Raw genomic sequence first — 2012 nt, 5'->3', positions numbered from 1 at the left:
ACGATTCAGGGCATGATAGATCGAACCTCCCTCATCGGCACGCTTTTGTCGAGGCATGGCACTTCACCGAGCAGCAAATGGGATCGTGGACTATTACTGAATAGTGTATCACACCCCCAAGGCAGATCAAAGACCCCCGTCCCCTTTTCCTTTCCCAATATGAAGTTTATATGTGGATTCAACGAGGCCGTATTGGATAGCACACCAGAGGATATGAAAGTTTGGCGGGATGGCCCGAGAAAAGATCTTCCTGACTATCCCGCGAAGGAACCTCCCGTGAAAATTACGGGACCTGGCAAGCCTCTGAGTAAAAAGCGCCTTAGAGACTTAGCTGAAAAATTGGGTGAATCTGTTTCTCGATTGGCCCGATATGGAAAGACTTCCGTGCCAATTGTCACGTTCCTGCTCATTTACAGAGAAACCCGTGCTAAGGGCTATAGTCGTGAAGAGTCGATAACAATCGCTCTAAGCGAGGAAGTGAATCCAGTTCCATTCGTCGGATATGAAGACGTCGAATACCTAGCTGACAAAGTCGATGAAGTTTACGATAAAGCAAGGGAGTCTGGTAGGAACCGGAATAACGCTCTCTTTGACGGCATATTCGGTTGGGGCCCTTCTTGGAATGAAAGATCACGTACGCCCACAAATTTCCGTGGCGACCGCTTGTGCCCCCCAGAAACGAGGCACCTTATTGATCGTAATTTTGACAACGATTAAATCGTGAGAATCAATGCTCTGCATGAAGATAAGCAAGTTCCCATGTGTCTACTGAATTTCAAGCACAATGAACGCTATGGTTATACCAATCGCTCGGGCGAAGTTGTTGTCGATCCCATCTTTGATTGGGCCGGAGAATTTGCCTGTGGTGTCGCTGTTGTCATAAAGTCTCGTGAATCTGGTGTGATCTCCTTGCTAACTGAGGATGGCCAAGAGGTCCAGACAGAACGTGACTTTGCTCTTTTGAAGTACAGGTTCACCTATGGACGCTTAGCGGTTAAGGACGCAGAAACAAAAGGATGCGGATATATTGGCACCGATGGCCGTGTAATAATTGAACCGCAATTCGATCGTGCCGGTTCATTTGACAGCCGCGGTGCCAGCGTTCGATCACCTTGGCGAGAATTTCGTCGCGTCAATTTCGAAGGCAAACTGCAGGGCGGCACGTTCATCCATATCTTGCCTTTCTTCGCTACCAGTAAAGCATCGGGGGCGAAGATTGGAATGACACCAATATCCTATGTTCCTATTGATGCGACAGGGCATCGGATTGGTTTGGATGTTTATCGAAGTGTTTACAACGAGAACGAAGGATTGATACCGGTGAAATTCACTCACCACGAAATTGGTTGGATTGATCTGCAAGCGAATGAGATTCAAAGGTTTAAAGGAAAGGAAATCGCCAGTCGGTTTCAGGGCGGCATGATTGCCGCGAAAGCAGATAACAAGTGGGGCCTTATGGACAAGGACGCGCATTGGCGGATTGAGCCTCGTTTTGATATTCTTTTCCCTCTAGGTTTCGATCTTTATGCGGCGGGACAGATTCGACCGGACAAAGTAGCTAACTTAAAATTGACTAATGCTCAGGGACAGTTTGTTTCCGACGAGTGCTTCAGCGAAATGTTCGACTTTCATGATGGCGTTGCGTTGGTGACGCGCTTTCAAGATGAAGACCGTAAAGTCGTTGAAAATAACTATATCGACTTAAGAGGCAATCCTTTGCTGCCTACCTGGTGGAGCTAATGAGTTCTTTCCATGGGGGACAGAAAAGGGGACGGGGGCAATACTGTTCGTGCAGATAAAAGGGGACGGGGGTCTTTTCTCTAACTATTCTTACGCGGCCGCCCGCGGGGGCGAAGGTTGTAGCTCAAGAGGAAGGAAACGGGGGCAGGTCTCTTTTTGCTTGATGAATCATATCTCCCTCAACTTTCACGAATAAATGTCCAACGGTTGACCCGTCGCTTGGACAAGAAAAGTTGTCAGGACTTTTCGTTTCGCCCCAAGTCTACAGACTT

General features: G+C 48.0%; 2 protein-coding genes. Both read left to right on the top strand.

Annotated features, from left to right (window positions below):
- A partial coding sequence (locus HOV93_RS25475) for a hypothetical protein (RefSeq protein WP_207399379.1) occupies window positions 1-717 on the top strand: 717 nt, incomplete at its 5' end.
- A gap of 3 nt (window positions 718-720) precedes the next feature.
- Window positions 721-1740: a WG repeat-containing protein gene (locus HOV93_RS25470; protein ID WP_207399378.1), complete on the top strand. Its 1020-nt coding sequence runs from the start codon at window positions 721-723 to the stop codon at window positions 1738-1740.
- Window positions 1741-2012 lie beyond the last annotated feature (272 nt).

The sequence above is a fragment of the Bremerella alba genome (genome assembly GCF_013618625.1).
GTDB lineage: Bacteria > Planctomycetota > Planctomycetia > Pirellulales > Pirellulaceae > Bremerella > Bremerella alba.
The sequence above is the reverse complement of the archived record's forward strand: the minus strand, read 5'-3'. Positions and strand labels throughout refer to the sequence as shown.